The organism is Streptomyces chisholmiae (genome assembly GCF_031845445.1).
In the GTDB taxonomy this organism is placed as follows: domain Bacteria; phylum Actinomycetota; class Actinomycetes; order Streptomycetales; family Streptomycetaceae; genus Streptomyces; species Streptomyces chisholmiae.
Genome location: NZ_JAVREO010000301.1, coordinates 1 through 391, shown reverse-complemented (window position 1 = coordinate 391; position 391 = coordinate 1). Strand labels below are relative to the sequence as shown.

Here is a 391-nt window from a genome sequence, read left to right as displayed (position 1 = left end):
TCTCACGAGTCCCCACCATTACGTGCTGGCAACATGAGACAAGGGTTGCGCTCGTTGCGGGACTTAACCCAACATCTCACGACACGAGCTGACGACAGCCATGCACCACCTGCACACAGGCCACAAGGGAACCAATATCTCTACTGGCGTCCTGTGCATGTCAAACCCAGGTAAGGTTCTTCGCGTTGCATCGAATTAATCCACATGCTCCGCCGCTTGTGCGGGCCCCCGTCAATTTCTTTGAGTTTTAGCCTTGCGGCCGTACTCCCCAGGCGGGGTACTTAATGCGTTAGCTACGGCACGGATCCCAAGGAAGGAAACCCACACCTAGTACCCACCGTTTACGGCGTGGACTACCAGGGTATCTAATCCTGTTCGCTCCCCACGCTTT

Annotated in this window: 1 rRNA gene; it reads right to left on the bottom strand. The window is 55.5% G+C overall.

Annotation, left to right across the window (positions count from 1 at the left end):
* Positions 1 to 391: ribosomal RNA gene (locus RM844_RS33295) — 16S ribosomal RNA — on the bottom strand; the annotation flags it as partial.